Origin of the sequence: Enteroscipio rubneri (assembly GCF_963929405.1) — a bacterium.
GTDB classification, from domain to species: domain Bacteria; phylum Actinomycetota; class Coriobacteriia; order Coriobacteriales; family Eggerthellaceae; genus Enteroscipio; species Enteroscipio rubneri.
Genome location: NZ_CAWVIN010000003.1, coordinates 662,289 through 688,401, shown reverse-complemented (window position 1 = coordinate 688,401; position 26,113 = coordinate 662,289). Strand labels below are relative to the sequence as shown.

Annotated in this window: 25 protein-coding genes; 18 read left to right on the top strand and 7 right to left on the bottom strand. The window is 61.9% G+C overall.

What is annotated here, in order from left to right; genetic code table 11:
• Positions 1–243: 243 nt before the first annotated feature.
• Positions 244–438: a DUF6724 family protein gene (locus tag ABGT83_RS09995; protein ID WP_103265219.1), complete on the bottom strand. Its 195-nt coding sequence runs from the start codon at positions 436–438 to the stop codon at positions 244–246.
• Between the two features lie 140 nt (positions 439–578).
• On the opposite strand from ABGT83_RS09995, the gene ABGT83_RS09990 reads away from it, so the two are divergent.
• The 15 genes from ABGT83_RS09990 (at position 579) to ABGT83_RS09920 (ending at position 18,561) form a co-directional block, all read left to right on the top strand.
• Positions 579–3,473, top strand: a complete 2,895-nt coding sequence (locus tag ABGT83_RS09990) for a hybrid sensor histidine kinase/response regulator (RefSeq protein WP_346687362.1) — start codon at positions 579–581, stop codon at positions 3,471–3,473.
• A gap of 202 nt (positions 3,474–3,675) precedes the next feature.
• Positions 3,676–4,965, top strand: coding sequence for a serine--tRNA ligase (serS, locus tag ABGT83_RS09985; RefSeq protein ID WP_346687361.1), 1,290 nt, complete (start codon positions 3,676–3,678; stop codon positions 4,963–4,965).
• Positions 4,966–4,995: 30 nt separating this feature from the next.
• Complete coding sequence (locus ABGT83_RS09980) at positions 4,996–5,730, top strand: hypothetical protein (protein WP_103265217.1); 735 nt, start codon at positions 4,996–4,998, stop codon at positions 5,728–5,730.
• The gene (locus tag ABGT83_RS09975; RefSeq protein WP_346687359.1) at positions 5,717–6,154 is read left to right on the top strand and encodes a cyanophycin synthetase family protein; all 438 of its coding nucleotides are present in this window, start codon (positions 5,717–5,719) and stop codon (positions 6,152–6,154) included. The genes ABGT83_RS09980 and ABGT83_RS09975 overlap by 14 nt, the downstream gene beginning before the upstream one ends.
• On the top strand, positions 6,151–7,416 hold the full coding sequence (locus ABGT83_RS09970) for a PLP-dependent aminotransferase family protein (protein ID WP_346687358.1): 1,266 nt from the start codon (positions 6,151–6,153) through the stop codon (positions 7,414–7,416). The genes ABGT83_RS09975 and ABGT83_RS09970 overlap by 4 nt, the downstream gene beginning before the upstream one ends.
• Before the next feature lie 109 nt (positions 7,417–7,525).
• The gene (locus ABGT83_RS09965; protein ID WP_103265215.1) at positions 7,526–8,515 is read left to right on the top strand and encodes a D-alanine--D-alanine ligase family protein; all 990 of its coding nucleotides are present in this window, start codon (positions 7,526–7,528) and stop codon (positions 8,513–8,515) included.
• 296 nt (positions 8,516–8,811) lie between these two features.
• On the top strand, positions 8,812–10,116 hold the full coding sequence (locus tag ABGT83_RS09960) for a hypothetical protein (protein ID WP_346687356.1): 1,305 nt from the start codon (positions 8,812–8,814) through the stop codon (positions 10,114–10,116).
• Between the two features lie 33 nt (positions 10,117–10,149).
• A complete protein-coding gene (locus ABGT83_RS09955; RefSeq protein ID WP_346687354.1) occupies positions 10,150–10,830 on the top strand; it encodes a PspA/IM30 family protein in 681 nt (226 codons plus the stop codon).
• 185 nt (positions 10,831–11,015) lie between these two features.
• Positions 11,016–11,561 (top strand): YtxH domain-containing protein, encoded by a 546-nt coding sequence (locus ABGT83_RS09950; RefSeq protein ID WP_103265212.1) that lies wholly within the window; start codon positions 11,016–11,018, stop codon positions 11,559–11,561.
• 159 nt (positions 11,562–11,720) lie between these two features.
• Complete coding sequence (locus ABGT83_RS09945; RefSeq protein WP_346687353.1) at positions 11,721–12,683, top strand: PRC-barrel domain-containing protein; 963 nt, start codon at positions 11,721–11,723, stop codon at positions 12,681–12,683.
• Positions 12,676–13,617, top strand: a complete 942-nt coding sequence (locus ABGT83_RS09940) for a TVP38/TMEM64 family protein (protein WP_346687352.1) — start codon at positions 12,676–12,678, stop codon at positions 13,615–13,617. Before ABGT83_RS09945 ends, ABGT83_RS09940 begins: the two co-directional genes overlap by 8 nt.
• Before the next feature lie 254 nt (positions 13,618–13,871).
• Positions 13,872–14,864, top strand: coding sequence for a TM2 domain-containing protein (locus ABGT83_RS09935; protein WP_103265211.1), 993 nt, complete (start codon positions 13,872–13,874; stop codon positions 14,862–14,864).
• Positions 14,865–14,978: 114 nt separating this feature from the next.
• A complete protein-coding gene (locus ABGT83_RS09930; protein WP_103265210.1) occupies positions 14,979–15,917 on the top strand; it encodes an aldolase in 939 nt (312 codons plus the stop codon).
• A gap of 529 nt (positions 15,918–16,446) precedes the next feature.
• Positions 16,447–16,668: a hypothetical protein gene (locus ABGT83_RS09925; RefSeq protein WP_103265209.1), complete on the top strand. Its 222-nt coding sequence runs from the start codon at positions 16,447–16,449 to the stop codon at positions 16,666–16,668.
• A 291-nt stretch (positions 16,669–16,959) separates the two neighbouring features.
• Positions 16,960–18,561, top strand: a complete 1,602-nt coding sequence (locus ABGT83_RS09920) for a carbon starvation CstA family protein (RefSeq protein WP_346687350.1) — start codon at positions 16,960–16,962, stop codon at positions 18,559–18,561.
• Between the two features lie 462 nt (positions 18,562–19,023).
• On the opposite strand, the gene ABGT83_RS09915 is transcribed toward ABGT83_RS09920, so the two are convergent.
• Positions 19,024–19,278, bottom strand: coding sequence for a hypothetical protein (locus ABGT83_RS09915; RefSeq protein WP_346687348.1), 255 nt, complete (start codon positions 19,276–19,278; stop codon positions 19,024–19,026).
• Positions 19,279–19,775: 497 nt separating this feature from the next.
• On the opposite strand from ABGT83_RS09915, the gene ABGT83_RS09910 reads away from it, so the two are divergent.
• Complete coding sequence (locus tag ABGT83_RS09910) at positions 19,776–20,033, top strand: hypothetical protein (RefSeq protein ID WP_346687346.1); 258 nt, start codon at positions 19,776–19,778, stop codon at positions 20,031–20,033.
• A gap of 60 nt (positions 20,034–20,093) precedes the next feature.
• Here ABGT83_RS09910 and ABGT83_RS09905 read toward each other — a convergent pair whose 3' ends face one another.
• From ABGT83_RS09905 to ABGT83_RS09885, 5 genes are all read right to left on the bottom strand, one after another.
• Positions 20,094–20,630: an IbrB-like domain-containing protein gene (locus ABGT83_RS09905; RefSeq protein WP_346687344.1), complete on the bottom strand. Its 537-nt coding sequence runs from the start codon at positions 20,628–20,630 to the stop codon at positions 20,094–20,096.
• Positions 20,620–22,002, bottom strand: coding sequence for a phosphoadenosine phosphosulfate reductase (locus ABGT83_RS09900; RefSeq protein WP_346687342.1), 1,383 nt, complete (start codon positions 22,000–22,002; stop codon positions 20,620–20,622). The genes ABGT83_RS09905 and ABGT83_RS09900 overlap by 11 nt, the downstream gene beginning before the upstream one ends.
• A gap of 398 nt (positions 22,003–22,400) precedes the next feature.
• On the bottom strand, positions 22,401–22,637 hold the full coding sequence (locus tag ABGT83_RS09895; protein WP_346687340.1) for a hypothetical protein: 237 nt from the start codon (positions 22,635–22,637) through the stop codon (positions 22,401–22,403).
• A gap of 491 nt (positions 22,638–23,128) precedes the next feature.
• Complete coding sequence (locus ABGT83_RS09890; RefSeq protein ID WP_346687338.1) at positions 23,129–23,419, bottom strand: type II toxin-antitoxin system RelE/ParE family toxin; 291 nt, start codon at positions 23,417–23,419, stop codon at positions 23,129–23,131.
• Complete coding sequence (locus ABGT83_RS09885) at positions 23,406–23,702, bottom strand: type II toxin-antitoxin system RelB/DinJ family antitoxin (protein ID WP_278806865.1); 297 nt, start codon at positions 23,700–23,702, stop codon at positions 23,406–23,408. The genes ABGT83_RS09890 and ABGT83_RS09885 overlap by 14 nt, the downstream gene beginning before the upstream one ends.
• Before the next feature lie 315 nt (positions 23,703–24,017).
• Here ABGT83_RS09885 and ABGT83_RS09880 point away from each other — a divergent pair, with 315 nt between their 5' ends.
• Both ABGT83_RS09880 and ABGT83_RS09875 read left to right on the top strand, forming a co-directional pair.
• Entirely contained in the window at positions 24,018–25,244 is a 1,227-nt protein-coding gene (locus ABGT83_RS09880; RefSeq protein ID WP_346687336.1) for an MFS transporter, read from the top strand.
• Positions 25,245–25,287: 43 nt separating this feature from the next.
• Entirely contained in the window at positions 25,288–26,085 is a 798-nt protein-coding gene (locus tag ABGT83_RS09875; RefSeq protein WP_346687334.1) for a MerR family transcriptional regulator, read from the top strand.
• Positions 26,086–26,113 lie beyond the last annotated feature (28 nt).

Below are 26,113 nucleotides of genomic sequence, written 5' to 3'. Positions count from 1 at the left end.
ATCCAAATTCGTTTCGCTTGCCTCTTGTATGCTGCTGCAGCCCAACCTACGGCTCGCGCATTCGTAGCTCGTTGAGGCCGGCGGATCCGCGGAACCTTCCTGTGAGCGCTGCATTGTATGATCGTGCAGGAATGGGAGACATGCGAGTTCGGTTGACGAATTGAAAACGGATTGCCGGGCAAAACGACGATTTAAGCCGCTTTCGTCTGCCAGAGAGCCTTGATCTTCGATCGAACGACGGGCTTACTTGCCTTCTTCGTCGTCATCGTCGAAGAACGACCAATCGTCTTCATCGGCTTCGCGATCGATGAAGGTTTTACGCGTTCTTCGTTCCATGATGACGCATGCTATCAGGCTCGCCACGATTCCGATACCCACGAGGCATCCGAGCCCTGCGTATGTCTCAAACAAGAAATGGTACAGTGCGCCGAAATCCATAGCTACCTCGTTATCTCATGCTCCGGCCCGACGTAACGAGCGCGGGCGGTCTTCTTGCTGCGCTAGAGTATACTATGCCCGGCCGAATCCGCCAGGGCGGTTCGGCAATTCCCTTATTCTACGTATCGGAGGAGTCGCTCATGTGCGCTGTGAGCAGGGGCGGTCGAGGTCGGAGGACATCGAATGCGGTCGCCGCTATCGTGTGCATCATACTGGGGGCCAGCGTTGTGCTGGCCCTTATGCAGTTCATCGACCATAAGCTCAACCAAAGCGCCGAGAACCAGGTGCTCGCCTTCACGGAGCAAGCGGCGTCGAACGTGGCCGACCGCATGGCGATGAAGCAAAACGCCCTTGGTGCGTTTGCTGTGCAGTCGTCTGATCCGGCCGAGCTCGTCCCAGCACTCAACGCGCTGAAGCAGCGCAACGGGTTCGCTCACGTTGCTGCCGTCGACTTGACCGGTCAGGGCTTTCTCGAAGACGGCACGCCGTTCTCCTCCGAGGTGCTCGGGCAAGAAGAGACTGCGCTTTCGCAGGGCACGCAAGCTTATTCGGACACGTTCGTGAACAACGAAGGCGTGCGCGTGCGTTTGGCCCAGCGACCGTTGTTCTTGGACGGGCAGCAATCGGGCGCGCTGTATGTGGAGATCCCGCTCGATCTGTTCACGATGCCGGCGAAACTGAATATGTTCGACGGACGCGGGTACTTTATGTTGTTCGAGGCTCGGACGGGAGAGATTCTCGTTTCGCCGGACGAGCCTACCAAAACGCCCATCGGTGAGCGCATGTCGCTGTTCGATTTTCTGGACGAGGCAGCGCGCTATGAAGCGCCGGAAATGTTCGACTCGTCGGAAGAAGCGAGCGAAGCGCTGCTCGTCATGACGGCGAACATGGGAAGCGACCTGCGCGGACTGGAAGATGCTGTGGCGCAAAAGCATTCGGGTCTGACCACAGCCGCGGTCGATGGCAAGGCCAGCTATGTATGCGTTGCGCCGGTGGGCACGGGATGGTGGTATGCATGCGGAATCGTGCCCATGGAGAACGTGCGAGCCGAAGCGTCCTTCGTGACGACATCGTTTCTGGTCGTGATATTGATCATGCTCGCCTGTTTGGCGGCGGTGGGTCTCCTGGTTATCTCGGCGTATCGCAAGCGCTTGCGCGAGCGCCACGTAGCCATGATGTCCCAACTCTACGATGCGCTTTCGGAGAGCATCGACTTGGCCGTCAACCTGTACTCTCCAGCGGACGGGAAAGTGACGCCCATTGTGGAAAAGGCGGCCGATATCATCGGCTACCGGCTGACCGACTTTCTGCACGACGAGCGACTGTCTGCCGCCATCGGACTTTCGGATGCCGACGCGGCCTTGTTCGATCGCATCCGCACAGGGCGGATCGAGTCGGCCGAGCGCGGCGAGATCCCCTTCTTCTGTGCTCGGAACGGCCGCGAGCAATGGGTGGGGTATTCGGTCAGCCCGCTTATATTCGACGGTAAACACCAGCTGCTTGTCGTGCTGCAGGACAAGACCGCCGAGAAGGCGATTCAGCTTTCTATGAAAGACGCCATGCATGCAGCCGAAGCTGCGAACGAAGCGAAATCCGAATTTCTTTCTCGCATGAGCCACGAAATTCGCACGCCCATGAACGTTATCATCGGCATGCTGCAGATTGCGCACGGATCGCTCGACGACGTTGAGAAGATGAGGGCGTGCCTTGTCAAGATTGGTGCGGCATCCGACCACTTGCTCGGCCTCATCAACGATGTGCTGGACATTTCGAAAATCGAGAACGGGAAGATGACCTTCTCCAGCGAACCCTTTCGGCTTGCCAGCGTCCTTGCCCATGCGATCACAGTGGCGCGCGTCCAGAGCGAGCAGAAGGGCCAGAAGCTTACCGTGTCCGTGCCCGATCACGCGTCTTGCGTGTTCGTGGGCGATCCGGTGCGCATGAAGCAACTGCTTATCAACCTGCTCACGAATGCCGTGAAGTATACGCCCGAAGGCGGGCGCATCGAGTTCGACACGAATATCGCGCCCGGTGCCGTTATGGGGTACCGGCAGCTCACGTTCGTCGTATCCGACAATGGGATCGGCATGTCGAAAGAATTCCTGGAGCACGTGTTCGAACCGTTCACCATGGAAGGCCGCTCGCGCGAGCAGGGAACGGGCCTGGGCATGTCCATTGTGCGCAACATCGTTACGATGATGGGCGGCAGTCTGAACGTGGAATCCGAGCTCGACCATGGTTCCACGTTCACTGTCACGCTCAATCTGCGCATCGCATTGGAGGCGGAGCGCAAAGCGTTTGAAGAGGCCGAAGGATTCTTCGACGCAGGTGGGACGATGCAGGGCGAGGGGAATGCGAGGAGCCAGGGCGACTCAGGCGAGAAGCGCCGGGACGTCTCCAGTGCGGTGTCGCCCGATGGGCCTGACGGCTCCGCGCGCGGAACGCATGGAGCGAAGTGCGGAAGCGGCGGCGCATGCGGCGCTTTCGCTGGCGGCGATGCGCCCGGCAGCTCGAGAGGCGCAGGACCCGACTTTGGCGTGCTGCCGAAGAGCGGCGGCGCGCCCTCTGACGTATCGCTTACTTCGGAACGTGTCGGTCCGCCGCCGGCGATCGACCGTGGAGAGCTCAGAGGCCTGCGCGTTCTCCTAGCCGAGGATAACGACCTCAATGCAGAAATAGCGTGCGAGTTGCTTTCGGAGTCGGGGTTGGTGGTGGACCGCGCGGTTGATGGCGAGAAGGCATGCGGCCTGTTCGAAGCGTCTCCCGTAGGGACCTACGATGCCGTGCTTATGGATGTGCAGATGCCACGCCGCGATGGCTACGAGGCTACGCGGTGCATCCGCGCACTTGATCGTCCCGACGCGGCAAGCGTTCCTATCATAGCCATGTCGGCGAACGCGTTTTCCGATGACGTGCGGGCCTCATTGGCGAGCGGCATGAACATGCACTTGTCAAAGCCCATCGATATGAGGCAGGTTCTGTCCGCTATTGTGCGTCTCGTCCGCAAGCGCCGCGCGGACGAGGGCAGGGCATGAGCGCCGATGGATTTTGAACCGATACGGGGGCTGTGCCGACCCGGCAAGATAAAAAGCCGGCAGATCGTTCATGCCGAGCGGTGCTATTCGTGCTTATGAAAAGCGTGCGCGAACATGCCGTCGGCGTGAAGGTGTCTCGGAGCTTGTCGGGCGTGCGGTATACTGGGCCGAACAGTGAATCCGACCGAGAGGGAGCGCCACCATGCTCGACATTAAATTTGTCCGCGACAACCAAGAAGCCGTCGCCGAGGCGATGAAGAACCGCCATGCTTCGTGGGACGCGTCGCGCTTCTCCGAGCTCGATGAGACCCGTCGCGCCGCCATCGCGAAGGAGGAGGCGCTGCAGGCCGAGCGCAACGCCACGTCGAAGTCGATCGGCCAGATGATGGCCGCCGGCCGGAAGGACGAGGCCGAATCCGCCAAGGAGCGCGTGCGCGCCATCAACGACGAGCTGGTCGTTATCGGCAAGGATCGCGAAGCGGCCGACGAGGCCCTGCGCGAGCTCTTGCTGGGCACGCCGAACATGCCCGCCGACTCCACGCCCGTGGGCGACGACGAGGACGACAACCCCGAGGTGCGCCGCTGGGGCACGCCGCGCGATTTCGCCGCCGAGGGATTCGAGATGAAGCCGCACTGGGACCTGGGCCCCGAGCTGGGCATCATCGACTTCGAGCGCGCGGTGAAGCTGGCCGCGAGCCGCTTCATCCTGCTGGGCGGTCTGGGCGCCCGCCTGGAGCGCGCCCTCATCAACTTCATGGCCGACACGCACGCGTCGCGCGGCTACAAGGAATGGTGGTGCCCGGCCATGGCCAACGCCGAGACGCTCACCGGCACGGGCCAGCTGCCGAAGTTCGAGGAAGACCTGTTCCATACCACCGAGGGCCTGTACCTCATCCCCACGGCCGAGGTGCAGCTCACGAACATCCATGCGGGCGAGATGCTGGACGCCAGCCAGCTGCCGCTCAAGTACTGCGCGTTCACGCCGTGCTTCCGCGAGGAGGCGGGCAGCGCCGGCCGCGACACGCGCGGACTCATCCGCGTGCACCAGTTCGACAAGGTGGAGATGGTGAAGTACGCCAAGCCCGAGGAGAGCTTCGACGATCTGGAGGCCATGGTGGCCGACGCCGAGAACATCCTGCAGCTGCTGGGACTGCCGTACCGCGTGATCAGCCTGTGCACGGGCGACATCGGGTTCTCGGCCGCAAAAACGTACGACCTCGAGGTGTGGCTGCCGTCGTACAACGGCTACAAGGAGATCTCGTCGTGCTCGAACTGCACGGACTTCCAGGCGCGCCGCGCGAACATCAAGTATCGCGACCCTGAGAACTTCAAGGGCTCGCGCTACGTCCATACGCTGAACGGCTCCGGCCTGGCGGTGGGCCGCACGATGGCCGCCGTCATCGAGAACTACCAGCAGCCCGACGGCTCCATCAAGGTGCCCAACGTGCTGGTGCCCTACATGGGCGGCGTCGACGTTATCGCGCCCGAATAGGCGCGTCGCGGTCGAGGAGTCGAAACGCGGGTGGTACAGAAGCGAAAGCGTACGGGGAAGTCGAATTCGGGGCCTGCGTCCGTAGTGGCGGGCGGCACGGCTTCGAAGCGCCCGAGTCCGCAGCCGGCGAAGCGGACAGCGAAGGGCGGTCGCGTGCCGGCGGGCGGCTCAACGGCGAATGCGCGCGTTGCCGGGCGCGACGTCGCTGGTTACTCTCGTGAAGAAACAGCTGATCGGGTACGTTCGGCTCGGAAGGTGAAGAACGCTCGTCGACGTCGCTGGCCCTTTGTTGTTGCAGGCGCGCTCGTGAGCGTGCTGCTTGTTGCTGGCGCCGTGTTTTCGTGGGATCGGTGGCTGCGCTACGATGACGTGGCCGAGTTGCAAGGGGAGTGGCAGGTGCACGGATCGGACGCCACCATGGTCATCGACGGCGAGTCCATCCACCTGACCGAGGACGTCGCCTACCCCTACGCGCTCGACACAGGAGCGAAGACCATCGAATACGCGTTCGGAAACGCAGCAGGGTCGGGCCGTTATCGCTTCTCGCTCGACCGCTCCCAGCTTGTCATCATGGACGGCACGGGCTACTCCTGGTGGTCGACCTTGCTCGACGACATCGGCTGGATGGCGGGGCAGGCGGCGGATGCCGTGCAAGGACGTGCGACCGCTGAGCCGCCATCCGGAGAAGGCGTGACGGTGCTCGATCGCGTGTCCCATGATGCTGCGGCTGTGCCGCGCGAGGCGGGCGACGGTGCAGACGCGTAGCGTCATCGAGGTCGAGCGGCTGACGGTGCGTCCCGATCGCGTGGTGTGCGACGTGGTTGTCGCGCCCGGCGCACCGCGATGCTCGTCTCTGCTGCTGGCCGATCATATTCGCGCAGCCTTCCCCGACGTTCCCAGCCACGCGTGCGTCAACGACGATGGCGATACGTTCGGCGCGGTTCTGGAGCGCACATCGCTGCCCCACGTGCTGGAGCACCTCGTTATCAGCCTTCAAGCGCGTGCGGAAGCGGCCTCTGCGCCCGGTGCGGGTGATGGGGTGGTGTTCGTCGGTACCACCGAGTGGACGGACGAGTTCGCTGGCCGAGCACGCGTGGAAGTGAGCTTCACCGACGATTTGGTTGCTTTGCGGGCTTTTCGCGACGCGACGCATTTTTTGAACGACGCGGTGCTAACCTGTTCGCCATGACTACGGCTCACCTCACATTTGACCAGACGGGCGACAAGATTGCCGAACGCGTCGTGAAGATGCGCTCTTCCGCCGTGCGCGACCTGTTCGCCGCTGCGTCGAACCCCAACATCATCTCGCTCTCCGGCGGCATGCCCGACGTGTCGCTGCTGCCGCACGCCGCCATCCGCACGGCCGCGCGCGCCGCGTGCGACGACGAGCGCGCCGTGGCGCTGCAATACGGCTCCACCGACGGCCGCGTGGAGACGAAGCAGGTGTTCTGCGATCTCATGCGCGACATCGGCGTGCGCGCCAAGCCCGAGAACGTCATGATAACCACGGGCGCTCAAGAGGCGCTTGACCTTATTGCCAAGACGTTCCTGAACCCGGGCGACATCGTGCTGGCCGAGGGCCCCACCTACCTGGGCGCGCTGCAGGCGTTTTCCGCCTACGAGCCCGACATCCGCTGCATCCCCTTCGACGACGAGGGCATGCGCATGGACCTGCTGGAGGAAGAGCTCGCACGCATCGGCAAGGGCAACCCGCGCCTGAAGTTCCTCTACACCATCCCGAACTTCCAGAACCCCGGCGGCGTGACCATGGTGCCCGCCCGCCGCAAGCGCCTGCTGGAGCTGTCGGAGGAGTACGGCTTCATGGTGGTGGAGGACGACCCCTACGGCCGCCTGCGCTACGACGGTGGACACGTGCTGCCGCTGAAGGCGCTCTCGGATGACGTCGTGTACCTGGGCACCGTGTCGAAGGTGTTCGCACCGGGTCTGCGCACCGGCTGGATAGCCGCTCCGAAGAGCGTGCTGGCCAAGATCAATCTGGTCAAGCAGGGAACCGACCTCTGCGGTAGCGCGTTCAACCAGGTGGTAGTGGAGCACTACTTCACCGATACGCCGTGGCAGAAGACGCTGCAGAAGTTCGTGGACACCTACCGCGTCCGGCGCGATGCCATGTTGGCCGCGCTCGACGAGCACTTCCCGGCAGAGGCCTCGTGGACGCGTCCCGAAGGCGGCTTCTTCGTATGGGTCGCGCTGCCATCGTACGTGGACACGGGCTCCATGCTGTCGGTGGCGCTGGAGAACGGCGTGACATACACGCCGGGTGACGGCTTCTTCCCCGATGGGAAGACCGGGAAGAACTGCATGCGCATAGCGTTCTGCTATGAGAGCCCCGAGAACATAACCGAAGCCGTTCGCCGCCTTGCCGGCGTCATCAACGACCGGTTGGAGCTGTATCGCGCATTCCTGGAAGCCGGCGCCATCGAAGCCGAATGAATGTCATCCTCAGCGGAAGCGACGAAGTCGTCGAAGCCGAAGAATCCCCGCGGCGCCAGTCTCAGGGCTTGCCGATTGAGCAGGGAGAACGGACCGAAAGGAAGCCACAATGGGCCTCAAAGTTGCAGTGTTGATGGGCGGTGCGTCGTTCGAGCGCGAGTTCTCTCTGGCCAGCGGCAGGAACGTGTGCGCGGCGCTCGAAGAAGCTGGCCACAAGGTGGTGCCGCTCGACACCACAAGCGACCTGGTGCCCACGCTGCGCAGCGAGCGGCCCGACGTGTGCTACAGCGCCCTGCACGGCAAGCACGGTGAGGACGGTACCATCCAGAGCCTGCTCGAGTTCCTGGACATACCGTTTGTCGGCTCGCCATCCAGCGTGTGCCAACGGGCATGGAACAAGGACTCCATGCACTCCGAGATGGCCGCCTACCGCGCCATCACCGGTGACGCGCCGGTCGCTTCGTGGCCGCAGGGCCTCTACCTGGCACGCGACGCGTTCAAGGACATGGGTGCGGCTACGGCGCTCGATCTGGTCGAAGAGCGCGTGATCGGCGGTTACCCCGTTGCTGTGAAGCCCGCTCACGGCGGAAGCGCCATGGGCGTGCACAAGGTGGACTCGGTCGACGATCTGGGCGAAGCCATCCTCGATGCGCTCTCGTTCGACGAGGCCGTGGTAATCGAGCAGTGGATCGATGGCGTGGAGATGGCCGTGTCGGTGCTCGGCACCGGGTGGGACGCGCATGCGCTGCCGCCGGTGGAGATCGTGCCGAAGGGCGGCATGTACGATACCGAGGCCCGGATGACGCCCGGCGCCGTGGAGTATTTCGCGCCTGTGCGCAACGCCTCGCTCGCGCCCGACGAAGCCGACGCGCAGGCTATCCGCGCCGAGATCGAGCGCGCTGCGCTGGAAGTGTATCGTGCCTATAACGTGCGCGACCTCGCTCGCATCGACCTTATATGGGATGGCGCCCAAGCGCGCGTTTTCGAGGTAAACGTGTCGCCCGGCATGGCCGAGCGCTCGCTGTTCCCCGCCGCCTGCGCCGCCGCAGGTTTGTCGCTCCCCAACGTTCTTAACGAGCTGGTCAGCCAATACGCATAACGTGGCGAAGTAGCTTGCTCTTTGATTGAAGCGCGGCAGCGCAGCATTGCCGTGCGAGCGTCCCGATACGCCATGGGGCCTGTGCGCTTCCCGCCACGCGGTGCCCGAAGCGCGAGCCAGCGTGGCGCGCACCGCCAAGGTTTCCCCATGTGGTTCGACCTCGCCGGACCCGCACTTCATTATCTTCGGCTTCCAAGCTGCGCGCTCATGCGGCGCGCGCGACGCCCATGCTACAATGAAAGTGGAGAATCTATCTGCGCCGAGCGTGGATCGTGAAGGGCGAGAGGGGCTTAATCATGGGCAGGTCGGGCGACGGGGGCAGCAACGACGGCGGACGCTCGTCCGGCGGTCGATCGTCAGGCGGCTTTTCGGGAGGCGGTCGATCGTCAGGCGGCTTCTCCGGTGGCCGATCCTCTGGCGGACGGTCGTACGGCAGCGCAACCGGCAGCTCGTCGCCGAGCCAGCCCAGCGGTTCGCAAGCGCAACCGTCGCGCCGCCCGAACAGCGCTCCGAGCGGTCCGCCGCCCGAAAGACGTCCTCCTCGAGGCGGCTTCCATCATCGCCGGCGGCGCGACCCCCAGATCGTTCCCGTAGTTATCGAAACATCTGGCAGACGGTACGACCAGGGCGCGTATGCAACGGGTCCCGCTGAAGCCCCGGAGCCGATTGATCCGGCCGCGCGGCGGCGCAAACGACGCTGGATACTCATCGCCATCGCCGCCCTGCTGCTGCTGTCCGGGTTCTCCGGGCTGGTCAGCTCATGTGCGGGCTTCCATATCGACGGCACTCCTATCATCGAGCGCACGGCACTGTCGGCCGGTTCCGTTTCCGAGACCGGCTACTACACCGATGAGGATGGCGACTGGATCCACGACGCATCGAAAATGGAGAGCGGCCTGCGCACGTTTTATCAGAAAACGGGCGTACAACCCTACGTGTACATCCTGCCGAATGGCTCATCGGCCGATCTTGTGGCGTTCGCCGAAAGCAACTACGACAAGCTGTTTTCAGACGAAGGGCATTTCCTACTCGTGTTCTGCGACGATGGCGAGGGCGGTTTCGATTGCGGTTTCGCCATGGGCGATAAGGTGACGCCCATCATGGACGACGCGGCGATCGATGTGCTAGCCGGAAACCTCGACAAATATTATCGGAACCCTTCCATTTCGGAAGAGGAGATATTCTCGAAGGCGTTTGCGGATACCGGCGAGACCATCATGGCGAAGGATACCTACTTCGCAGGCTCGCTTATGTGCATTGCCATCGTGCTCGTGCCGGCGCTCGTGTACGTGGGTGTGCGCGTCTTCCGCGCTCGGCGCGAACAAGAAGAGCGCGACCGCAAGCTCCAGGAGGAGATTCTCAGGACCCCGCTTGAGAAGTTCGGCGATGAGGAAGTCGAGGAGCTTGCGAAAAAGTATGCCTCCGACGCCCCGCAAGCCGCCACGCCCGCCGCGACTCCTGCCGCCGTTCCGGTTGCGCCCGTGCCCGTTTCGGCGGCCGCACCCGCCGCGGCATCCGTTGCCGACGAATTCGACCAAGGGGCCGCGACCAGCCCAGCCATGCCCGCACGCGGGGATACCTCCCCCGACGCGCACGAATAGACAGTACCGGACCGAACGACAGGAGTGAACGACATGGGAATGCTTGACCGCTTCGCTGACATCATCAAGGCAAACATCAACGATCTGCTCGATAAGGCAGAAGATCCAAGCAAGATGATCGACCAGTACCTGCGCGATCTTACCGAGAACCTGGCAGAGGTCAAGCGCGAAACTGCGGGCGTCATGGCCGAGGAGGCGCGCACAAAGCGTCTGGTCGACGAGAACGCTTCCGACATCGCGAAATACGATGGCCTGGCGCGCAAAGCGCTGTCTGCCGGCAATGAGGACGATGCTCGCACGTTCTTGTCCAAGAAGCAGGAGCTGGAGGCGAAAGCGGCCAGCCTCAAGACCACGTTCGACGCCGCGCACGAGAACGCCGCGAAAATGCGCCAGATGCACGACAAGCTGGTGGGCGACATCGAACTGCTGAACGGTCGCCGCGAAGCCATCAAGGCGAAAGTCGCCGTCGCTCAGACGCAGGATAAAGTCAACGAGTTCTCGGCCGGCGCCAACAAGGCTGCCGGCGCCGTGAGCGCCTTCGACCGCATGGAGGCGAAAGCCGACCAGATGCTCGACCGAGCGAACGCCATGCACGAGCTCAGCCAGCAGCCGGTCGACGAGGCCGCTGCGCTCGAAGCGAAGTACGCCGCCGCCGGTACTGACGCCGCCGTAGATGACGAGCTGGCTAAACTGAAGAAGGAAATGGGCCTTTAGCTCGGCAGCTTTGGTCGGTCGCGGTCAGAGCGAGAATGCTCCGGCGTTCGCGGTGCCGCGTTCTTTGTTCAGCAACGAAATAGCAACTTAATCATAGAACGCTCGTGTTTTCCATGCCGGCGTTAGATAGGTGCCCCTATAATGAGGTCACCACAAACGTCCAGGATTCCAATTAGGAGGCAGACATGGGCAACAAACTCGGATCTTTCCTCATCGGCGGTTTGGTTGGCGCCGCCGTCGCGCTGCTGTACGCTCCCCGCTCGGGCAACGAGACGCGGGCCATGGTTACCGAAAAGATGAGCGACGCATGGGGCGAGGCGCAGGAGCTGGGTTCCCAGGCGTCCGCTAACGTGCAGCAGGCCTACCAGGAGGCCACGAGCAAGGGCCAGGAAGTCATGCACGATGTGGCTTCCAAGGGCCAGCAGGTGGCTCAGGAGGCCCAGGCCAAGGGCCAGGAGCTGTACGGACAGGCCGCTTCGCGCGTCCAGGAGGCTGCCGACACCATCAAGCCGGCGTTCTCGCAGAAAAACGACGAGCTGCGCGACAAGATCGAGGCCGCGCGACAGCGCATCGCCTCGCAAGTTGCGCAGAACGCCGAAGCTGCCCATGATTCCGTGAGCGACACCATTCCGGTTGCGGCTGACGCGGTGCAGCATGCTGCCGACAAGGCGAAGGACAAGGCCGACGACGTCGCCGACGCGGTGGCGGGTGACGACAAGCCCCAAGCCTAGAGCGAGCAAGCAGGCGACGAATCGAAGCGGCAACGCGGGCGGCATGTTCTCAGCCGCGCCGCGTGCCGCTTCTCGAGTATGCGACGGCAGTGCAGCGTTGGGGGGTTGCCGCGGCAAAGCCGTCGGACAACGCGCCGCGTAGCCGTGGAGAAGAAGGATATGGCTAGCAAACTCATTACCACGCAGGAGCTCACGGGGGTGCGCGTCCTCGGCGGCAAAAATGGCAGGAAGCGCATCGGCAAAGTGCGCCGCTTCGTCTTCCATCCTCAGGAAAAGCGCTGCATCGGCTTCATCGTGAAGCGCCCCGACCTTCTGTGGATGTTCCGTCGCAAGGACCAGTTCGTTTCCATCAATGGCTACGACATCGTGGACGGGCGCATTATCGTACGTCCCGTGCCCGAGGCGACCGGTCGAGCGGCATGCAAGGAACTTGGCGTTGATTGGGATCGCTGCGTGCTGTGGGTGGGCCTGCCTGTGATGACCGAAGACGGCGAGGCGTTCGGCATCGTGGGCAATGTCACGTTCAACCGCGCCACGGGTGCGGTCGACACTATTGAAACCGACGGGGGCATGACCGCTAACGCGCTTTTGGGCAAGCGTATCATCTCATCCGATATGATACGGGGTTTCCGGCGCGGAATGGGGGCAGCCCTCGCGCAGACGGGCGACGAGGCCCAGCAGGACGACGAGCCCGTGCTCGGCGCCATCCTCGTGGACAATGAGGTGAAGCAGCTCGCGGCTGAAGGCGGCGTGGCGGAAAAGGCAGGCGCGGCCACGGCGGTTGTCGTCGACAAGGCCAAGACCACGGTCGACAAGGCGAAGCCCGTCGTAAGCGAGGCCGCCAAGAAGACCGGCGAAGCAGTGAACAAGGGGGCCTACGCGACCGGTCGACAGATCGCGAAGTCCAAGACCATGTTCTCGGACTTCAAGGAGGAGTACGACAAGGCTCGTGGTCCTAAGCCCTCCAAAGACGAGCAGGCGATCGAGAAGGCGGAGGATGCGGCGACGCCAGATGCGCCCAAGCCGGCCGCCAAGAAGAAACCGGCCGAAAAACCTGCTCGAAAGAAGAATATGTTCTCGGCGTTCAAAGACGAATTCGATAAGGCTCGCAAAGATGACTGATACGTTCCACGCGGGAAAGAAGAAGCAGGCTGCCGACGAGCAAGCCATCGACGAAAAAACCGCCGGCGAGAAAGCTGCCGGCGAGTGCGATGGGATGCCGCTCGGGCGCCACGAGGCCCAGCGCAAAGAAGCTTCGCGCGAATGCGATCAGGAACCGCGCGAGAAAACCCCGCGCGATAATCGCGACGGGGTCCTGCATGAAGGGGATGGAGAGCACGTAGTCGTTCGCGGTCGCAAGATCGAGAAGGCCGATATCTTCAAATTCGTTGGCCTCATCGCCTTTTTCGGATTGATGGTTCTTATCTGTGTGCTCTTGTGGCCGTATTTCCACGATCTGTTTGAGCCTGGCGGCATTGACCGCATCATCGACGACGTGCGCGGTGCGGGTCCGGTCGGCTTCCTCATCTTGTTGGGGTTGCAGTTCCTGCAGATCGTCGTAGCGTTCATCCCGGGCGAGGTGGTGCAGGTGGCGGCCGGCATGCTGTACGGCCCGTGGCTCGGCGCGCTCATCATCTTTATCGGCTGCGTTTTCTCGAGTGCGTTCATTTTCGCGCTTGTGCACAAGCTGGGTGCGCCGTTTGTTCAGAGCATGGTGCCAACGCAGCATCTGGAGAAGTTCCGGCGCTTCGAGCAATCGGGTAAGCTCAACGTCATCGTGTTCGTCCTGTTCCTCATTCCCGGTCTGCCGAAGGATGTGTTCACCTACCTCGTGCCGCTCACGGATATGCGGATGCGGACGTTTCTGGTGCTGTCGAATATCGGACGCATTCCGGGCATCGTTGTTTCGACGTATGCCGCCGACGGTTTGGTGGAAGGCCGCATCATCGAGAGCGTTGCCATCTTCGCCGTAGCGGCCGTCATTGCGCTTTTGGGGGTCATATTCCGCGAGCGTATCATGGGATTGCTCGGCAAATCGCACAACAAGGACAAATAAGACTGCGTTTGGCCGGTCGGTAGGATCGACTCGTATCTCGCGGATGACGGGGAGTCGACGGAAGGCGACGGGCAGAGGTTCGCGGCATGCGCGCCTCGTGCGGGCGGGGCGCGTGAGCATGCGTGTTGCCGGTGCGTCGGGCTTCTTAAGAATCCATCGACACGTTAACGGTATTGTGACGAATCCGCCCCGGTGGTCGGCGTGCACGTACTATGACGGTACAAACGCCATAGATGCAGTAGAGAGAGGCGCGTATGGACACCAACAAACCTTTGAACGCAACGGACGAAGTTGCTGCAGCCGAAGCTGAATTGAAGGCGGCGCAGGAGCGGTTGGATGCTGCGAAAGCCAAGCTTGCTGCCGTAGAAGCCTCGGTTTCCGAAGCCGATGCACCCGAGAACGCGCTCGTCGATGCCGAGGCTGGCAATGCAGGCGCACGCGGGCTTTCCGAAGCCGAAGATACATGCGATGCCGAGCCTTCCGTTGCGGCTGAGGCCGCAGAGGCTTTCGAAGTCGTCGAGATCGTGGAAGTGGTTGAGGCGGTCGAAGGGGCAGGCGCCTGCGACGGGGCCGAGGCGCATGAAGCCTCTGATGCAGATGCTTCCGACGGAAACGTTCCCGATGCAGATACCTCGGGGATAGGCGTCGCCGACGCCGCTCCCGACAGGGCCGACAAACCCGCTTCGGAATCTGGCGCGAACCGTGCGCCCGACTGGATTCCCTATTCGACGCCCCAGACTCCGACTTCTTCGCCGGTGTACGGAGATGCCCAGCAACCGGGTTACGATCCTGCAACCCGCTCCATGCCCCAGCAGCCTCCAGCAACGCCTTTCGGTGCGGCTTCCGGCTCGCCGTACCAGCCTCCAGTTGGGTATGTGGCACCCGGATATGGGCAACCGCCCCATGTGGGGCCGAATGCCGTGCCGCCCCAGCAGGCTCCGTACGGTTACCAGCAGCCCTACCGTCAAGAGCAGTACGCGCCGCCGGTCGTGGGAACGAAAGACCATGTAGCGGCTGGTTTGCTGGCCATCTTCTTGGGGTGGTTGGGCATCCACAAGTTTTATCTGGGCTATAACACGGCAGGGTTCATCATGCTCGCGGTTTCCATCGTGGGAGGCATCTTCACGGTGACGCTTGCCACGTGGGTCATCTGGGTCATCGCCATTATTGAGGGCATTCTGTATCTCACGAAGTCTCAGACGGAATTCGAGCACATGTACGTGCTGAACAAGAAGGAATGGTTCTAGCTTTCGTTCACCGCTTTTTCGGTGAATAGACGCAGGCGGTGAAGGTTTTTTAGTTAGAATTGCGCTATCGATAAGGCGCTGACATACCGTGCAGTATTCCTTAAGGAGGACACCATGCCCAGCATCACCCGCGATCAGGTGAGAGTTCCGGCCGACGTCATGCCGGAGTCCCGTGACGAGTACATTGAGAATTATCTGAAGGCCACCCGCGGGACCGGCCGCCTCATGCTGTTCGCGTGCGATCAGAAGATCGAGCACCTGAACAAGGATTTTTACGGCGAGGGCATCGACATCGCCGACGCGAAGCCTGAGCACTTGTTTGAGATAGGCCGCCAGGGCGTGTGCGGCGTGCTTGCCGGTCAGCGCGGTCTCATCGCGCAGTACGCGGCGGATTATCCCGAGATCAACTACCTTGTGAAAATGAACTCCAAGACCAACATCGTGCCCGGCAGCCAGGACGATCCCTACTCGCCGCAGCTTTACGATCTTGACGCCGTACTTGCTATGCGCGAGGCTGGCGTGAATGTGGTAGGTATCGGCTATACCATCTACTTGGGCAGCGAGTACGAGTCCACCATGATGGCCGAGGCCGGCGAGCTCATCGCGCAAGCGCATGCGAACGGTCTACTCGTGGTGCTGTGGATCTATCCGCGCGGTAAGGCCGTCAAGGCCGAGAAGGATCCGGCGCTCATTGCAGGTGCTGCGGGCGTAGCCCTGTGCCTCGGCGCAGACTTCGTGAAGGTTAATCCGCCGAAGCCTGAGGACGGCACTGCGCCGGCCGAGGCCCTTAAAGTGGCCACGATGGCTTCCGGTCGCACGGGACTCGTATGCGCGGGCGGCTCGACGGTGGATGCCGAGACGTTCCTCACCCAGCTCTACGACCAGATCCACGTGGGCGGCGCCGTGGGCAACGCTACCGGCCGCAATATCCACCAGCGTTCGCTCGACGAGGCGGTGCGTCTGACTAAGGCTATCAGCGCCATCACGCTGGCCGACTATTCCGTTGCCGATGCTCTGGCCGTGTTCAACGGCGAGAAGGATTTCTCGCTGTAGAGCAGTGGCAGCAACGTGCACGTACCGCAAGCGCCCTTGCCCTTTTCCGGCAGGGGCGCTTGCTTGTTCCTGGGCACCCATGTGGTGAAGCGCGACCCGCAGCTATCATGCCGATTCCCGAATACGGCCATCGGCTGGCCGAGGCACCGCGCTCCTGACACCAATGTTTCACGTGAAACATTCGTTCGCTATCTGGGGACTCTGGCCGATACCTGACCGACCAAACCGATGCCGAACCGACCGTATCGACCGGATCGACCGGACCCGATACGGCCGTTCCGTATGCCGCTGCTTCTATCCATGCGTGCAGGAGCGCGTTTTTTGTTGCAGGAGCCCAATCAGCGGTTGATCAACATGCCAAGGAGTAGGAGGATTCCACGGTTTCCGGTTGACGTCATTGCCTTAGATGAACGCTATTGTTTCAGGCGGTAGCCATCAGACGATCGATCAGGTCACGGAATGCTTGTTGCCTGCCGCATCAGCTATCGTCGCGCATACAATCTCCTTTTCAGCGGTGAAAGGAGCAGCGATGCGCGAGATATCGGGTTTGGCGAAGTTCGGCTACTTCTGCGTGGGCCTGTTCGGTGGACTATTCGGCGTGCTGGCCGCGTGGTTTATGGGCAAAGACGGCTGGGGGTGGAGCGAAGGCGGCAAGCTGTTCGCTTGGTTCGGCTGTCTCTTCTGGGTTATCGTGTGGGCGATCGTGATCGTCACCGGCGGAATCGCGACGTTTCTAGCCGTTCTGCTGTAGAGCTGCCTAGGCCTTCCTCCTTGGCCTGAAGCCTGCGCTTGGACGCACGGTGCCGAACCGGTCGCCGAAAACCAGTGGTATTCTGCAATCGTATTTTGCATGACGTCATACCATGGCACCGCAAACATAGGATTTCGCATTTCGAATCGGTTTTGATTCGTTGTTCGAACCGGTTTCGAGCTGCTTTTCGCAAACGCCGGTTCGACGATAGAGGAACGACCGGGAAGCGCGAGCCCGCCGATGCGGAAGAGGCGGTTTTGCGTCTCTCGATCTTGCGAGGGGGCATCGTTAATGTATACGTTTTTGATCGGCCTTGCCGTACTGCTGGTGGGCGGCTGCCTGTACGGGAGGTTCTGCGAGCGGGTGTTCCAGCCCGACCGCCGTACGACGCCGGCATATGCCCAGGCTGACGGCGTGAACTACGTTCCGATGAAGCGCTGGAAGAACGCACTTATCGAGCTGCTGAACATTGCGGGGACCGGTCCCGTACTCGGCCCCATCCAGGGCATCCTGTTCGGACCTATTGCGTTCGTGCTCATCCCGATAGGATGCGTGCTGGGCGGCGAGGTGCACGATTACTTCAGCGGCATGCTCAGCCTGCGCCACAAAGGGGCTCAGATGCCTGGTCTTATGCAGCGCTTTATGGGCAAAGGCGTATACCAGGTCTACAATATCTTCGTGTGCCTGCTCATGTTCCTGGTGGGCGTCGTGTTCATCTATACGCCGGGCGACATGCTGGCCGGCTCGGTGCTCGGGCTTTCGACCTCGTTCGTGAATGCCGAGACGGGCGCCTCGCTCGGATTCGAGGCCATGGCTCCGGTGCTCATTATCTACGCGATCATTCTTGCGTATTACCTGGTGGCGACCTTATTCCCCATCGACAAGATCATCGGGCGAATCTATCCGGTGTTCGGAGCCGTCCTGCTGCTGTCGGCGGTGGGCATCTTTGCCGGGTTGTTTTTGGGCGGAGGCATCTTCCAGCTTAACGAGGTGTGGGGCGTTTGGCCTATCTGGGCAAGTATGGAGAACCTCGTCCCTATGTTCTTTATCACGGTGGCATGCGGTATCGTGTCAGGCTTCCACAGCACGCAGGCGTGCATCATTGCGCGCTCGGTGAATAGCGAATTTGAGGGCCGCTCAACCTTCTACATGATGATGATCTTGGAAGGGTTTATCGCCATGATCTGGGCGGCTGCAGCTATGGTCGTGTACAACGCAGGCGTCGCCGAAGCGGGCGTGACCGGTGCGGTGGCGGTAGTGGGTATCATTGCCAAGGATTTCCTGGGCGAAGTGGGCGGCATCATTGCCATTGTAGGGGTTATCGTCCTGGCCATCACGTCGGGCGACACGGCATTGCGGTCGCTTCGTCTCATGCTGGCCGACTACTTCCACATCGACCAAGTGGCCCGAGTGAAGCGGGTGGGCCTCGCACTCGCCATCTTTGCGCCGGTGGCGGCGGTGCTCGTGTATTCGAAGTTCGATCCGAACGGGTTCAATGTGCTGTGGCGTTACTTCAGCTTCGCGAACGAGACCTGCGCCGTGTTCGCTTTTGCGCTGATCAGCGTGTATCTGTTTGGAAAGCGCAAGCCGGGCATCATGACGCTTGTGCCGGGCTGCTTCTACATGTTTGTGGTGTCCAGTTACCTGCTGAATGCGAAGATCGGTTTCGGCCTGGACTGGTCGCTGGCCTATGCGCTGGCAGGCGCGTTGACGGCGGTGTACTGCGTGCTGGTGGTGCGCGCCGGGCTCGTGCGTCGTCGTCGTATCGAAAGCGGTGCGCTTAATCCGGTCGAGTACGAGACGCCCAACGATGTGCTCGAGGCCGGTGCGGCAGAACGTGGCACCGAAGGAGCGGGCGATGACCGCGAAGACGTGCCCGACTTCGTTCTGTAACTCCGTTTTGGCCGACCCTGGAGTTCGTCTTTACCAACTCCAGGGTCACTTTAGTGTTCTGAACAGTGGTTATGATGTTATGTAGGGTACATGTTTTGGCCTATAGCCCTCAAGCGCCGTCTCTGCCTGTAAAACAAAACCCCCGCCACGATCGTGACGGGGGTTCATCATGTAAAGTGGTGCGCCGTGAGGGATTCGAACCCCCGACGTACTGATTCGTAGCGCCATCAAGTACGCCATCCACAAGCAAAAACCGATTTAAGTATGATACATGCAATCAAACCCAGATGCAACGATGATGCAGGAAAACGGCCATATTTCACAAGTTTTCGAAAAAACGGGTGATACCATGCCTCCGCCGCGCCGAGAAGGTTGCCGAGCCAATTTGCGAGCCAATTCCATCGGCGTCGACCAAGACACGAAAAATCAATCATCGAGGCTTTTCTAGGAGGAGAGCATGGGCTACGAAGTGAGCGGCGTGTCCGTCTGCGGATCGCGATACCGGGCAGATTTCAGGTGGAGAAACGAAGACGGGAGTTTGTCTCCTCGGATAAGGCGCATGCTCTCGGGCACCGACCGCGAAAGCGCCGTCGAGGAAGCCGAATGGATGGCCTTGCACGACCTGTCGCCCATAAGCGACTCCTCGATCTCCTTGGGCGAGGCGATCGAGGAGTACATCGCCTCGAAGGAAGGGGAGGTGTCCCCTCTGACGGCCAAGGGCTACCGTGGTTCTTTGGGCAAGATCGCCCGCGCCTCGCGGAGAATCGTCGCCATGCCTTTGCGGGAACTCGAACCTTCGCATATATTCGCAATTACGAATATATGCGTTTGCGAAAAGGCGTATCGCCCAACACGGTGCGCAAGGAGCATTCCCTTATGACTGCCGCCCTCGACACGGCGGTGGCTTCGGGCGGAATCAGGAGCAACCCGGCGAGGGAGGTCAGCCCCCCCTTTTTTTTGAAAAGCGCTTGCGCGAGAGGGCGGTGCCATAAGACGCCGGGCGCGCGCTTTCGCTGGTGTCCTCCTTGCAGGGCAGGATCGGGCTGTCTGCATCCCTCGCGGTCGACGCCCGTGCGATGGCATGCCGGGTTGCCGCCTTAGAATGGGGCGATCTCGACTGCGGGTTCGCAGCGGGACGCATTGTGTGGCGCATATCGCCCGAGCATGGGGAGGTTGTCGCCTATGCGAAACCGCGAACATTCGAAACATCTCTTGTGGCGCGCAAGAAGTTGGATCTGGCCTATGCGGTATCCCGTCGCGAGGGGCGCGCCTGCGCTGGCGACCGGTTGTTCGACATCTTCCCTGAGGCGATGGCTCGAGAGTTCAATGCCGTCGCCAAGGTCGTCGGGCTGAGCGCGTTCTTCTCGACGCTTCTTCAGCTGAGTGGTGACTGGGGTGCATTACGTCAGGGATTCCCTCGTGCAGTGAGGGAAGACGAGTTGGCGCGCGAGCTACCACCCCGTGTTCGATGACTAGACTTTTATCTGTCTTATCTGTCGTGCTATCAGGAGTTCGAGAATTCGCGCCCTTCCTCAGGAGCGGGGATTCTCGGCGTCTTCTTCGGGAACCCATGATGCGCCGAACTCGGCGTCTTTGAACAGGGCCGCCAACCCCGTAATCTGTTTGAGGCGCAGGATCTCGTCCTTGTCCATGCCGAGGTGCTTCGATATCCATGCGTCCGAGCGGCCGAGCTCGTGAAGGTCGGCGACGATTCTGCTCATGAGGTCGACGTTGTGGGATCCCCGTGCGCGGTTGTGCCTGATCGTCGATGCCATGCGGCAGTCGAGCGGCTTGTCGATCACGGATACCGGCAGCATGCCGTTCTCCCTTTCGTGGATGTCGGGGTGCTCGAGCATGACGCGGTAGCGGTGAAATCCGTCCACGATCACGTATTCGTCGCCCGTTTCGTCGAAGTAGCACACGATGGGCATGGTGTAGCCGTCTTCTCTGATGCTGTCGTAAAGCAGATCGAGTTCGGGTGGAGCCACCGAGTTCGGGTTGTACGAATTCGGCTTCACCTTTTCGATCGGTACGGCGATTAAGTTGTATACAGGGCTTCTAGGCTCCATTCTCTCCTCGCTTTCCGATTACCGCCCGGTATTCGCGCTTGAGAGCATCGACGCGCCTTTGCTGCTCGCGCGTCAGCCCGAATCCCATGAAGCGGCAGTTGTGGTCGTTCTTCAGGATGCAGTAGCACATTCTCTTCCAGCTGGGGATGTCTTTGGTGCTCTTCACGTCGTCGGTGTGGTCGGGGAGATCGCCCTCGAACACGATGCGGGAGTTCTTGCGAAGGGTATAGCTGGAAACGCCGTTGCGCCTTATGCGGTAGCCGTGCTCCAAGAGCTCGGATATAACCTCTTCGCTCAGGCCTCCGCCCGTTTCGTACCAGAACTCGATCGAAGTTTTGAACTTGCGCACGTAGCTTTCGCGCAGATGGCGGGGGAGCGTTTCGAGAAGGAAGAACGTGAACGATTTCCACGTGTGCCCTTTGGGGAGTTCCAGGTTTCGATATCCCATGGCCTTGGTGCGGCAGTAGATTGCGCCGAAGTTTGCACCCTGCACGCGTCCGACGAGCTTGGCCCATATTTCGGGATCGATCACGCGGTAGAGGTTGAGGCTGTCCTTCGCCGAATCTCCGAAGGGGGAGGCGACCCGCATCTGATCGGGCGAGAGGCCCGCCATGTGGTACAGGTCGTAGAGCCGGTTGTAGTCGTACCCGAAGAGCGCGTTTGCGTGCCAGACGTCGGACACCGACCAGTCGTAAAGGGGGCTTGCGGCCCAAACGTCCTTGAATTGCGAAGTGATCCAGCATTTCCCTTCGTAGCCGTGGCGCTTGTTGAGTATTCCGCTGTAGCGGTGCAGCGATTCGTCGGTGCGGATCCCGAGCAGGCAGACCGTTTTTCCGCCGCCGTGCGCCATCCGGTACCATCTTCCGAACTGCTTGGCGAGGTCTTCTTGGTGCATCCTGTAGCAATAGGTTTCGATGGGGTTCTTTTCGAGGCTGACGACGTAAGGGCGTTCGGGCATGGGACGAACCCATGCGTCCTCCTTCTCGTCGTCCCACGGGTACCAGAACATCTCGTAGCTGCTGAGGGCGGTTCTCGTGGCCATGGGCAGGCACACCCAGTAGGGTTCCGTTTCTCCTTCGATTCTGTCGAAGGTGCGCTCGACGTACTCGGTCGTGGCCGAGTACTGCGCTTCGAAATCCTGATGGAACACGCCGACGATCTTGTTGGGGAAGTGCTTGTTTCTGAAGTCGAGCACCAGGTTGAGCAGAAGGCCGCTGTCCTTGCCTCCAGAGAATGACACGAATACGTTGTCGAACTCTTCGAACACGAACCGAAGACGGTCCTGCAGCGCTTCGAAAACGTTTTGTTCGGTGTATCTTCTGATCATATGGTCGATGCCGTTGGATGCCGTTTTGCGGCTTGCGCGGCGCATTCGCGAAAGCTCCATTAGACGTTTAGCATAAAATAGTTTTGATTGCCATAAAAACTGACCTATCGGCATCGTTAATCTACGGTTTCATCGATTTAGGGCCTTAGGCCTTGTCGGCAGATGATCCTGGCATGCGGGACGACGATATGGCTGGCATCGCCTCGCGGGGCGAGCGCGCGCTTTCGAACAAGCGATTCCTCGCACGCACGAAGACATCTCATCGCGACTGGATAGGTAAAAACGCCGTCGAGGTCACTCGGCGGCTGCTCTGCTTTCTGCGCGATCTTTGATAGTGATTGCGCATATGCAAAACTGCTATATTGCGGGTTTTCGCATCTTCGCATCTTCGCAGAAAACCGAGGCGTGGCCGTGGTGCCACGCCGCCCTCGGGAGCTAGGCGCTTATTCCGGCTCGCCGCAACCAGGCTTCGAGCCATCTTCCTCCATTCTCTTCTTGGCGAGGCGCGCCACCTGCATGACGACCTTCTGCTCCTGGTCGCCGAGCGACGCGAACACCTCCATCAGCTCCTGCGCCCGCAGCGAGCTCGCCTTGGCGCGCGAAGGGTTGTCGACCGTCTCCCAAGGCTCGGTGAAGGCGTCGTCTACGGCGACCCCGTAGAAGGCGAGCAACCGGAACATGTCGACCGGGCTGAGGGACGTGGCCCCGCTTTCGTAGCGGTATATGGCCTGGTGCGTCTTCCGATGACCTCGGCCGCCCCCTTTGCAGTGATTCCCGCCTTGGAGCGGTAGTAGCGCATGTAACGTCCGAGCTCTTTCGGGGTAAGGCGTCTATAGGGGTTTTCCTTCTCTAAGGATTCCGCACAGGGCGAACCATGTCGCGCCTGCGGGCGGTTCCCGACGCGCCGGCGTGGCGGCCTCGCGCCTTCTTCCTTCCATTTGATAAATAAAAACCGACGAAGTGGAGCGGGAGCGCCGGTCGGAGTGTGGTAAACGCGCAGCGTTTTCCACACGGAGACGTTTGAAGGCGCGGAACGGTCGTGCGGTTGTGGGAAACCCGGAGCGCAGCACAGGGTTTTCCATGGCCGCCAGGCAGCCTCCGGGATAGACGAAGCTGGTTCGGCGGATGGCCGAGAGGGAATCGAAGAGGGTTTCCCCTCGGCTCCGATAGCCTATCTGAACAGCTCGTCGTGCGTTCCGGTTCTCTGCATGACCGCCAGATCGCCCTTCACGCTCCAGACGAGAAGCCAGTCTCCGGCGTTGCACACGTGGCATTCGTTGCTGCCCGACCACTTGCCGGACAGCGTGTGCATGTTGTGGCGCCTTTTCAGCTCCGATATGGACTCGGGGGTGTTCTCGAGAATGAGGGATACGACCTCTTCGAGCGGCTTGATGCTGCGGTGGGACTTGATGATTCTTTTGGTATCGCGCTTGAACGCCGGGGTGTAATCAGGCTTCAGCATCGTCGTTCCTTATCGCGGCGAACATCGCTTCGGCGCTGTCGAAGCCCTTGCGCTCGCCCGCCTCGTAGGCCGCGAAAATCTCTTCCGTCTCCCTGATCGCCTCCAGGCTCTCCTCGTTGGGCTCCTCGCTGCGCAGCGTGAGCGGGATGCTCTCGGTGCGGACCATCTGCTTCCAGAAGGCCCTCGTGACGCTGGCGAGGTCGAAGCCGTAATACTCGGCGACGCGCGCCGCATCGCCCTTGAGCGCATCGTCGACCCGTATGGGATACGTCACGGATGCCATAGCATTCTCCTTTCGGTAATGATGTATATATAGCGTATATACATTGTATCACAACCGATTGATTGTATTCAACCATTCGCAACAGCGCATCTTCGCAATTGCGAAACTGCGAAACCGCCATGGGCAAGGATTCGACCGTCGAGGCTGGGGCGTTCGAGAAGCGGCGCGCTGTGGAATTCTTGACGAATCTGCTCTTCCCAAGAAGGCTGGAAGGCGGCATTTCATTGGAGACGGCCCGATCTCGCCAAGGGTGCCTTGACCCCGCCCCAAGGTCATGGTTTTCCATGGGGATGAAACCCAAGTGGAAAGGAGAATATGGTGAGAAGGCCGGGCGTGTCTGCGCGCTACATCGTTTCGGGGGGAGCGTCCCTCATGGGGAACTCCGTCGCCGGGGTCGTCATGCCCCTCGTCCTCCTTTCGAGAACGGGCGACGTGCTCGCTGCCGGATGTCTCGCCCTGATCTGCGCCGTCCCCCAGGTGCTGGCCGGCATCGTGGGAGGGGCGCTCCTCGACCGCCTGAACCGCAGGGACGTGGCGGTGGCGTCGGATCTCGTGTCGGCCGCCTGCGTCGCCGCCCTGCCCGTGGTCGATGCCGTCGCAGGGCTCTCCTTCGGCTGGTTCGTTCTGTTCGGCGTGCTCGGAGCCGTCGGGGACGTGCCCGGCATGACGGCCCGCGACACCCTGCTTCCCGCAGTAGCCGAGCGCGATCGGCGGGACCTCCAGTCGTTCGTCGGGGTGCAGCAGACGGTGGAGAGCGTCGTGACCGTCGTCGGCCCCGCGTTCGCCGCGATAGCCATGGGCGCCTTCGGGCCGGTCAACGCCCTGTGGATCACCTCCGGCCTCTCCGTCTTGGCGGTGCTGGCCATGCTGACCGTCCCGCGCGGCGTCGGAGGGGCGCATCTGCCCTCCCGTGGAAAGGAACGCGCTCCCCGCCCCCTTCTCCGGGAGGCCCTGAGGGATGCGGGACGGGGCTTCTCCCTCCTCGTGCGGGGCGACCGGCTGCTGCTGTCCTCCGTCGCGCTGGCCTTGCTGCTCGTCATGGCGGTCGGGGGCTTCCAGGGGCTGGTTCTGCCCGCGTACTACTCGTCGATGGGAACGCCGGAGCTCGTCGGCTTCGTCACGTCCGCGTGCTCGCTCGGCACGCTGGTCGGGTCCCTCGTCTACACGCGCTTCGCCCTCGATCTGAGCAGGCGGCTCTGGTACGTGCTCTCGTTCCTGGGCATGAGCTGCGGGATAGCGGTGATCGGCCTGCTGCCCGACCTGCCTCTGATGATCGCCGGCGCGGCGGTGCTGGGCTTCTCGGCGGGGCCTCTCGCGGCGCTGCTCAACTTCTTCGTCTTCGACTCGGTGCCGGAGGTTGACCGGGGATCGGTCCTGGGGACGCAGAACGCCCTGTACCTGGCGGCGTCGCCCGCGTCGATGTTCCTGTGCTCCGCCATGGTGACGGCGTTCGGTTTGAGGGCGGCCTCCCTGCTCCTGATCGCCTCCTGGACCGTGCTGGCCGTGTTCGCGCTTTCGATGAAGACCATGAGGCGCATATAATGGCCCGTGCCGACGAAACGCTCGACGGGAAGGGAGGACGGTCGTGCGAAGCCGAGAGATCGCGGGCGCTGCCGGCGTGACGGTCAAGACCCTGCGCCATTACCATAGGATCGGGCTGCTCCCGGAACCGCCGAGGAGCGAGAACGGGTACCGCGACTACCGCGTCGAGGACCTTGTGCTGCTGCTCCGCATAAGGCGCTTCGCCGACCTCGGCTTCTCCCTGGGGGCCATCCGCTCGCTGATAGCCGAGGAGGGGCGGGCCGACTGCGCGCTGGCGCGCCTGGAAGCCGATCTGGTCGAAGCCGAGGCGGGCATCAGGCGGAAGCTCAGGACGGTCAGGGCCCTGCGCTCGCGCAACGCGCGCGGGGACGAGCCCGAGGCTTTCGCCGACCATCTTCTGGCCTTGCAGCGCCTCGGGGCGGGCGAGAGGCTTCTGTCCCTGGAGAGAGACGAGCTGCTGCTGATGGGCGCGCTGGATTTCGACGGCGACCTGTCGAGCGTGCGGCTCGAGCTGGGAAGGTTCCTGGACGAGCGCTCCCTGACGAAGCGCTACGTCGATCTGGGGGAGCGGATCATGGCCCTCTCGGAAGCCTCGGGCGAGGACGACGTGGAGGGCGCCGTAAGCGAGGGGGAGGCGTTCTGCGAGGAGATCGCCGACTTCCTGCTCGCCCAGGCCGGAAAGCGGGGCGTCGGGGCCCGCGCGGGATCGCGCTCGCCGCGCCTTCTGTACGATGCCGCGGTCGATGCGCTGGAGAGGGGCCTTCTCAACGAGGTGCAGATCGAGGTGTACGGCAGGATAGAGCGATTCGCCTTCGATATCGTCCGGCGCGCCGCATCGTGAAAAACCGGGTCGTTTTCACGATGATTCG

What these genes read in the sequence shown, in the direction of transcription:
- ABGT83_RS09950 (WP_103265212.1), top strand. Translation starts at nt 11,016, where the DNA reads ATGGGCAACAAACTCGGATCTTTCCTCATCGGCGGTTTGGTTGGCGCC.
- ABGT83_RS09970 (WP_346687358.1), top strand. Translation starts at nt 6,151, where the DNA reads ATGACTACGGCTCACCTCACATTTGACCAGACGGGCGACAAGATTGCC.
- ABGT83_RS09955 (WP_346687354.1), top strand. Translation starts at nt 10,150, where the DNA reads ATGGGAATGCTTGACCGCTTCGCTGACATCATCAAGGCAAACATCAAC.
- ABGT83_RS09945 (WP_346687353.1), top strand. Translation starts at nt 11,721, where the DNA reads ATGGCTAGCAAACTCATTACCACGCAGGAGCTCACGGGGGTGCGCGTC.
- ABGT83_RS09920 (WP_346687350.1), top strand. Translation starts at nt 16,960, where the DNA reads ATGTATACGTTTTTGATCGGCCTTGCCGTACTGCTGGTGGGCGGCTGC.
- ABGT83_RS09900 (WP_346687342.1), bottom strand. Translation starts at nt 22,002, where the DNA reads ATGCGCCGCGCAAGCCGCAAAACGGCATCCAACGGCATCGACCATATG.
- ABGT83_RS09990 (WP_346687362.1), top strand. Translation starts at nt 579, where the DNA reads ATGTGCGCTGTGAGCAGGGGCGGTCGAGGTCGGAGGACATCGAATGCG.
- ABGT83_RS09925 (WP_103265209.1), top strand. Translation starts at nt 16,447, where the DNA reads ATGCGCGAGATATCGGGTTTGGCGAAGTTCGGCTACTTCTGCGTGGGC.
- ABGT83_RS09965 (WP_103265215.1), top strand. Translation starts at nt 7,526, where the DNA reads ATGGGCCTCAAAGTTGCAGTGTTGATGGGCGGTGCGTCGTTCGAGCGC.
- serS (WP_346687361.1), top strand. Translation starts at nt 3,676, where the DNA reads ATGCTCGACATTAAATTTGTCCGCGACAACCAAGAAGCCGTCGCCGAG.
- ABGT83_RS09930 (WP_103265210.1), top strand. Translation starts at nt 14,979, where the DNA reads ATGCCCAGCATCACCCGCGATCAGGTGAGAGTTCCGGCCGACGTCATG.
- ABGT83_RS09935 (WP_103265211.1), top strand. Translation starts at nt 13,872, where the DNA reads ATGGACACCAACAAACCTTTGAACGCAACGGACGAAGTTGCTGCAGCC.
- ABGT83_RS09895 (WP_346687340.1), bottom strand. Translation starts at nt 22,637, where the DNA reads ATGTTCCGGTTGCTCGCCTTCTACGGGGTCGCCGTAGACGACGCCTTC.
- ABGT83_RS09890 (WP_346687338.1), bottom strand. Translation starts at nt 23,419, where the DNA reads ATGCTGAAGCCTGATTACACCCCGGCGTTCAAGCGCGATACCAAAAGA.
- ABGT83_RS09995 (WP_103265219.1), bottom strand. Translation starts at nt 438, where the DNA reads ATGGATTTCGGCGCACTGTACCATTTCTTGTTTGAGACATACGCAGGG.
- ABGT83_RS09960 (WP_346687356.1), top strand. Translation starts at nt 8,812, where the DNA reads ATGGGCAGGTCGGGCGACGGGGGCAGCAACGACGGCGGACGCTCGTCC.
- ABGT83_RS09880 (WP_346687336.1), top strand. Translation starts at nt 24,018, where the DNA reads ATGGTGAGAAGGCCGGGCGTGTCTGCGCGCTACATCGTTTCGGGGGGA.
- ABGT83_RS09940 (WP_346687352.1), top strand. Translation starts at nt 12,676, where the DNA reads ATGACTGATACGTTCCACGCGGGAAAGAAGAAGCAGGCTGCCGACGAG.
- ABGT83_RS09905 (WP_346687344.1), bottom strand. Translation starts at nt 20,630, where the DNA reads ATGGAGCCTAGAAGCCCTGTATACAACTTAATCGCCGTACCGATCGAA.
- ABGT83_RS09885 (WP_278806865.1), bottom strand. Translation starts at nt 23,702, where the DNA reads ATGGCATCCGTGACGTATCCCATACGGGTCGACGATGCGCTCAAGGGC.